This is a genomic window from Streptomyces jumonjinensis, from assembly GCF_009600885.1.
Taxonomy (GTDB): Bacteria; Actinomycetota; Actinomycetes; order Streptomycetales; family Streptomycetaceae; genus Streptomyces; species Streptomyces jumonjinensis.
Genome location: NZ_VCLA01000156.1, coordinates 53,242 through 53,649 on the forward strand (window position 1 = coordinate 53,242; position 408 = coordinate 53,649).

Below are 408 nucleotides of genomic sequence, written 5' to 3' on the forward strand. Positions count from 1 at the left end.
ATTTCGCCGCCCCGCATGACGAACCCGCGATTCTCAGTGGCCGGGTGTTCAGGGGGCGGACATCTTCAGAGCCGGGCCTCAATGGTCCGGGGGTCGATGCCCGGGGGCGGGTCCCACTGCACGGTGTCGCAGACGGCCCGGGCGTAGCGGCGGTGACCGGTCCTGCGGAAGTGATACTCGGCCCACGCCTGCACATCACCCGGGGTGAGCTCCCTTGCCGCGTCCGGGGGTTCAGCACCGCACGGCGGGCTGCCGGACACACACGCGATCCGCGCACGGACCCCCACGGACTCCACGCGCATCAGAGTCCATAAGAGGCGACGGAACCGCCTGATCACCCCCATGCCCCACCCATTCGGCCGCTGTTGGCGTTCCGCTCGGCGAGCGCCGCCGAAAGCCGGTCGGCCG

General features: G+C 70.8%; 1 protein-coding gene. It reads right to left on the reverse strand.

The window, feature by feature from the left end; translation table 11 throughout:
• Positions 1-65: 65 nt before the first annotated feature.
• A complete protein-coding gene (locus FF041_RS20710) occupies positions 66-302 on the reverse strand; it encodes a hypothetical protein (protein WP_153524173.1) in 237 nt (78 codons plus the stop codon).
• Between the last annotated feature and the right edge of the window lie 106 nt (positions 303-408).